General features: G+C 63.4%; 6 protein-coding genes. 2 read left to right on the top strand and 4 right to left on the bottom strand.

All coding sequences use genetic code 11. The annotated features are described in order from the left end of the window. Window positions 1-177: 177 nt before the first annotated feature. The 3 genes from EOD07_RS37710 to EOD07_RS19650 form a co-directional block, all read right to left on the bottom strand. Entirely contained in the window at window positions 178-519 is a 342-nt protein-coding gene (locus EOD07_RS37710; protein ID WP_164772362.1) for an ATPase, read from the bottom strand. Window positions 520-684: 165 nt separating this feature from the next. Further along, complete coding sequence (gene glyS, locus EOD07_RS19655; RefSeq protein WP_127236656.1) at window positions 685-2,838, bottom strand: glycine--tRNA ligase subunit beta; 2,154 nt, start codon at window positions 2,836-2,838, stop codon at window positions 685-687. A 69-nt stretch (window positions 2,839-2,907) separates the two neighbouring features. After that, on the bottom strand, window positions 2,908-3,381 hold the full coding sequence (locus tag EOD07_RS19650; protein ID WP_245470302.1) for a DUF559 domain-containing protein: 474 nt from the start codon (window positions 3,379-3,381) through the stop codon (window positions 2,908-2,910). A 181-nt stretch (window positions 3,382-3,562) separates the two neighbouring features. On the opposite strand from EOD07_RS19650, the gene EOD07_RS19645 reads away from it, so the two are divergent. Continuing rightward, window positions 3,563-3,745: a hypothetical protein gene (locus EOD07_RS19645; RefSeq protein WP_040991027.1), complete on the top strand. Its 183-nt coding sequence runs from the start codon at window positions 3,563-3,565 to the stop codon at window positions 3,743-3,745. On the opposite strand, the gene EOD07_RS19640 is transcribed toward EOD07_RS19645, so the two are convergent. Beyond that, window positions 3,742-4,665, bottom strand: coding sequence for a glycine--tRNA ligase subunit alpha (locus EOD07_RS19640; protein WP_189341644.1), 924 nt, complete (start codon window positions 4,663-4,665; stop codon window positions 3,742-3,744). The genes EOD07_RS19645 and EOD07_RS19640 overlap by 4 nt on opposite strands. 192 nt (window positions 4,666-4,857) lie before the next feature. On the opposite strand from EOD07_RS19640, the gene EOD07_RS19635 reads away from it, so the two are divergent. Then, window positions 4,858-5,319, top strand: coding sequence for a GNAT family N-acetyltransferase (locus EOD07_RS19635; protein WP_127236654.1), 462 nt, complete (start codon window positions 4,858-4,860; stop codon window positions 5,317-5,319). Window positions 5,320-5,754: the final 435 nt, after the last annotated feature.

Genomic DNA, 5,754 nt, shown 5'->3' with positions numbered 1-5,754 from the left:
GATCAGCCGGGACCAGTTGGTCCAACGTTACCATCTCGAGCGCGGTCTGTTCGGGGGCGGGTCGCTTCAACATGACCCAGTGAATCAAAAACCCCCGGCTAACGCCAGGGGTTTGTCAGCAGTCTGAGGGCGACGCGTTACGCGTCGCCCTTCATGCTTCAGACGACAGGAGATAGCTCAGGCCGCTTCTTCCTTGTCGTCATCGTCGGACTCATCGGCGTCGTCTTCATCCTCGTCGCCATCTTCATCCTCCTCGTCGGACTCATCGTCGCCCGAGGCTTTGGCTTCTTCGTCGGCGTCATCGTCTTCGTCGTCATCTTCCTCCTCGTCGTCCGACTCATCGTCGGCCGAGGCCGTGGCTTCCTCGTCATCGCCTTCTTCCTCGTCGTCTTCGGAAGGATCGGCGGATTCGACCGCTGCAGCGGCGGCATGGTCGAGGAGGTTTTCGGAAGCGGCTTCGATGCCCTCGGCGGCGGCCGGGGTCTCTTCAATCAGGTCGATATCGTCAACGGAATTCATGGCATGCCTCCGTGGTTTGGGGAACGCCTTGTTGTCCCATGCGGAGGTCATCGCCGTATGACTGTAAGCCGGCTCCGGCGCATTAAATTTCGGGCGCCGAATTCTCGAGGAATGCCCGCATCCTAGCGAATGCGGGCAAGTTCGAAGGCGCTATTTTTTGCGCTATCAGCCGACGATTTTTGAAAAATCCGCGACCTGATCGGTGGCGGTCCGGATGCGGGCGAGCAGCGCCAGACGGTTGGCGCGCACGGCCTGGTCCTCATCATTGACGAGAACGCCTTCAAAAAATGAATCAACCGGTTCGCGCAACACGCTAAGCGCCAGCATGGCGGCGGAAAAATCTTCGTTTTGAATCGCTTGGCCGGCTTCCTTCTCGGCCTGATTCACCGCGGCAAAGAGCTTCTTTTCCGCTTCCTCGCGGAACAGCGCCGGCTGAACAGTCTCGGCGACGAGGGTTTTCTTCTTCTCCTCTGCGGCCAGGATGTTGGCGGCGCGCTTGGTGCCGGCGAGCAGGTTCTTGCCCTCCTCGGTGTCGAGCAAGGAGCCCAGCGCCTCGACGCGGCGCACGATCTGCAGGAGGTCGTCGGACTGCGGCGTGATGACGGCATCGATCAGATCGTGCCGTGCGCCCTGGTCGCGGAGGTAGACCTTCAGGCGGTCATGGAAGAAGGCAAGGAGGTCGGACGACTGATCCGCGCCGCCTTTGAAGTTTGCAAAAGACTTGGCGAAAACAGACGTCAGCGACAGACGAATGCGGTTCTCGATGAGGATCCTGACCACGCCGAGCGCGGCTCGCCGCAGAGCGAACGGGTCCTTCGAGCCGGTGGGCTTTTCATCGATCGCCCAGAAGCCCGTCAGCGTGTCGAGCTTGTCGGCGAGCGCGACGGCAACCGAGGCCGGATCGGTCGGCACACGATCGGATGGGCCCTGCGGCTTGTAGTGTTCCTCGGCGGCTGCGGCCACCGATGCATGCTCGCCTTGCAGCAGCGCGTATTTGCGGCCCATGGCGCCTTGTAGCTCAGGGAACTCGCCGACCACTTCGGTCTGCAGATCGGCCTTGGCGAGCACCGCCGCGCGGACGACGAGCGCGGGATCGGCGCCAACGACCGGCGCCAGTTCTTCCGCCAGCCGCTTGATGCGCTCGACGCGCGCGCCCTGCGTGCCCAGCTTGGCGTGGAAAGTCACGTTCAGATGATCGAGCCGCGCCATGCGCTGATCGAGCGGCTTCTTCAGATCCAGGTCGAACTTCGCCGCCGATTCCCGAAGCTGGTCGAGGTCGGGCAGGTCGCCCTGGTCGGTCTTCCAGAAATAGAGCGCATCGGACAGGCGCGCGCGCACCACCTTGCCGTTGCCGTAGGCGATCTCTTTGCCGCCATCGTTCGCCTCGATGTTGGCGACGAGGATGAAGCGGTTCGAGAGGTCCTCGCCCGCGCCCTGCGGCCGTGTGACGAAGCACTTCTGGTTGGCGCGGATGGTGAGGCGGATCACCTCGCCCGGAATGGTGAGGAAATCCTGCTCGAACTCGCCCATCAGCACGACCGGCCATTCGACCAGGCCGGAGACTTCCTCCAGCAGGCCCTCGTCCTCGACCAGGTCGAGGCCGTTGGCGAAGGCGATGTTGCGGGCGTCGTGAAGAATGATTTCCTTGCGCCGGTCGGCATCGAGCACGACCTTGGCCGCTTCGAGCTTCGCGACATAGTCGTCGAAGCGGCGCACGGTGATGGCACCCGGCGCGTGGAAGCGATGGCCATAGGTGACGTTGCCGGCGCGGATGCCGTCGATCTCGAAATCGACCACCACCGGCTCCTCGGTCTCCGGGCCGAAGGTGCAGACGATCGACTGCAACGGCCGCACCCAGCGCAGCGAGCCAGGTTTCGCCGAAGCCGGCCCCCAGCGCATCGACTTCGGCCAGGGGAAATTCTTGATGATGCCCGGGACCAATTCGGCGATGATCTCTTCCGCCGCCCTGCCCGGCTTCGAGATGTGGGCGACATAGAAGTCGCCCTTCTTCGGATCGGAATGGACATGCGCCTCGGCGATCGACGAAAGCCCGGCCTTGCGCAGGAAACCCTGCACCGCCTGCTCGGGCGCCGTGGTCGAGGGACCCTTGATCTCCTCGCGGATGTCCTTGGAGCGCGGCGTCAAGCCCCTTATGTCGAGCGCCAGGCGCCGCGGCGTCCAGTATTCGCGCGCCGCTTCATAGGTCAGACCCGCCTCGACCAGACCGTCGGTCAACATCTTCCTGAGGTCGCCGGCAGCCTTGCGCTGCATGCGGGCTGGGATTTCCTCGGAGCGAAGTTCCAAGAGCAGGTCAGGCATAGTTAAGCTCCCCACCCTCCCCTTGATGGGGAGGGTCGGCGCGTAGCGCCGGGGCGGGGTGGCGGCCTCTCAGCCGCCAATACCTTCGGCACCATCGCGCAGATGCAGGTGTGATTTCCGTTCTTCCACCGCCGCATAAATTGTATCGAGCACGGAATCCAGTTCGTTTTTTATCTCGTGGTTCCAGAAGCGGACGACGCGATAGCCCTGGCTTTCAAACCATCGTGTCCGAACTTCATCATGCCGCAGCTGATCATCAGCGCTGTGATGGGAACCGTCCACTTCGACAATCAGCTTCAGCCGATGCGAGATGAAATCTGGATAGTAGGCGCCGACTGACGCCTGTCGGCGGAAATGTGTCCCTTCGACCGGGATGCGCCACAGGTGCCGCCACAGCAATCGTTCTTCGTCCGTCATCAAGGCGCGGAGCCTTCGTGCGGACTGCAACTTGAAACGGTCAAGTTTTGGCATAGGGAAGCGCCAGTCACCCCCACCCGCCGCTTCGCGGCGACCTCCCCCATCAAGGGGGAGGTAGAAGCGCATAGCAACTCGGCCGGCCGCTGTCACCCGCTAACGGATCGCCTCTTCAAGCGATTTGACGGAATTTTTCAGCCCGCTGTCGGGACGCGGCGAAGCCGGTCGTCCTTGGAGCAGACCATCCCATGAACCGAACGCTGCGCTGAAGCGACAAACGCTCAGGCAGAGACCTATTGGCTGAACGACGATGAAGACGGCATCGAGAACCCTGCAGATCCTGGCGCTCAGCGCCTGCTTCGCCGCCCAGGCGCATGGCACGATCACGATGCCGGGGGTCAGGCAGGCCATGCGCACGATCGACGGCGCCACGGTGCAGATCGTGTTGCCGGCCGGCGCCGCCACCGAGGTCGTGAAGGCTGTGTCGGCTTAAGCCGCCGCCAGCCCGCCCGCCCGCGTCTTCAGGAACGCCTCGCCGCAGGCCTTGGCGAGATTGCGCACGCGCAGGATGTAGCTCTGACGCTCGGTGACCGAGATCACGCCGCGCGCGTCGAGCAGGTTGAAGACGTGGCTTGCCTTGATGCACTGGTCGTAGGCCGGGAAGACCATGCGGTGCATCGGCAGATTGTCGCTCGGCTTCGGCGTACCGGCATCGAGCAGCGCCTTGCACTCGGCCTCGGCGTCCTCGAAGTGCCTGAGCAGCATCGCGGTGTTGGCGAATTCGAAATTGTGGCGCGAATATTCCTGCTCGGCCTGCAGGAAGACGTCGCCGTAGGTGACCTTCTCGGCGCCCTCTCGGCCGTTGAAGTTCAGGTCGTAGACATTGTCGACGCCCTGCACATACATGGCGAGCCGCTCCAGCCCGTAGGTCAGTTCGCCGGCCACCGGCGCGCATTCGATGCCACAGACCTGCTGGAAGTAGGTGAATTGCGAGACTTCCATGCCGTCGCACCAGCACTCCCAGCCAAGCCCCCAGGCGCCCAGCGTCGGGCTTTCCCAGTCGTCCTCGACGAAGCGGATATCATGCAGCAGCGGATCGACGCCGATCGCCTCGAGCGAGCCGAGATAGAGCTCCTGCAGGTTCGGCGGATTAGGCTTCAGGATCACCTGATACTGATAATAATGCTGCAGGCGGTTCGGGTTCTCGCCGTAGCGGCCGTCCTTCGGGCGGCGGGACGGCTGCACGTAAGCGGCGTTCCAGCGCAAGGGGCCCAGCGCGCGCAAGGTGGTCGCCGGATGGAAGGTGCCGGCGCCGACCTCCATGTCGTAGGGCTGCAGGATGAGGCAGCCATAGTCCGCCCAGTAATTGTGCAAGGTCAGGATCAGCCCCTGGAAGGAGCGGCTGGGATGCATGTGGGCGGGGATCTCGGTGGTCACGGCGGCCTCGGAAAGCGCAGGATGACGCTTCCCTAGTTGCCGGGCCGGCAAGCGTCAAGGCAGCGCCACACATCCGAGGAGGTTGAACGCTTTGCCGCCGGCTGGCCCATTGCCGGCGAACGGCGGTGACCCTTTGCTCTGTCGAGTTCTAATAGCGAAGGTTCCGTCATGCCCGGTCCACTCACCGTCCGACCCGTCACGAGGCAGGATTACGAGCAATGGCTGCCGCTATGGGACGGCTACAACGCGTTTTACGGGCGCTCCGGGCCGACGGCGCTTGCCGGCGAAATCACGCAGATGACATGGTCGCGTTTCTTCGATGCCTACGAGCCGATGCATGCGCTGGTGGCCGAGCGAGGAGGCAATCTGCTCGGCCTCGTCCACTATCTCTACCACCGCTCGACGACGTCGATCGCGCCGAACTGCTATTTGCAGGATCTCTTCGCCACGCAGGCCGCGCGCGGCCAGGGCGTCGGCCGGGCGCTGATCGAGGGCGTCTATGAGCGCGCCGGGCAAGCGGGCGCCAACCGCGTCTATTGGCTGACGCATGAGACGAACCACACGGCGATGCAGCTCTATGACAAGGTCGGCGAGAAGCCCGGGTTCGTCGTTTATCGCAAGATGTTTTAGGGCACCGGAGTTTTGACCGGTCGGCCCTGTTTGGGTTGGCAGGCGCCATGCCTTGGAGATTAGCCGAAACGCCCATCGCGATCGTCATTCCAGGGCGGAGCAGCCGCGAAGCGGCGTCGCGGAGACCCTGGAATCCATGCCGTTACCTTCGCCAAGGCGTGCAACGGCTCAGAATTCTGCACCGTGGCGACGCTTCCAAGTCACGGCATGGATCCTCGGGTCTGCGCGCGTCGCTTCGCTCCTTGCTCCGCCCGTGGATGACGATCGCGACGCCAAACCGAAACGAAAACGGGGCTCGATGAGCCCCGTCAGACTGCTGACAAACCCCTGGCGTTAGCCGGGGGTTTTTGATTCACTGGGTCATGTTGAAGCGACCCGCCCCCGAACAGACCGCGCTCGAGATGGTAACGTTGGACCAACTGGTCCCGGCTGATC

The organism is Mesorhizobium sp. M2C.T.Ca.TU.002.02.1.1 (assembly GCF_003997225.1).
This window is presented reverse-complemented; position numbering and strand designations above follow the sequence as displayed.

Coding starts and splice junctions, on each gene's coding strand:
- EOD07_RS37710 (WP_164772362.1), bottom strand. CDS start 519: ATGAATTCCGTTGACGATATCGACCTGATTGAAGAGACCCCGGCCGCC.
- glyS (WP_127236656.1), bottom strand. CDS start 2,838: ATGCCTGACCTGCTCTTGGAACTTCGCTCCGAGGAAATCCCAGCCCGC.
- EOD07_RS19650 (WP_245470302.1), bottom strand. CDS start 3,381: ATGCGCTTCTACCTCCCCCTTGATGGGGGAGGTCGCCGCGAAGCGGCG.
- EOD07_RS19645 (WP_040991027.1), top strand. CDS start 3,563: ATGAAGACGGCATCGAGAACCCTGCAGATCCTGGCGCTCAGCGCCTGC.
- EOD07_RS19640 (WP_189341644.1), bottom strand. CDS start 4,665: ATGCATCCCAGCCGCTCCTTCCAGGGGCTGATCCTGACCTTGCACAAT.
- EOD07_RS19635 (WP_127236654.1), top strand. CDS start 4,858: ATGCCCGGTCCACTCACCGTCCGACCCGTCACGAGGCAGGATTACGAG.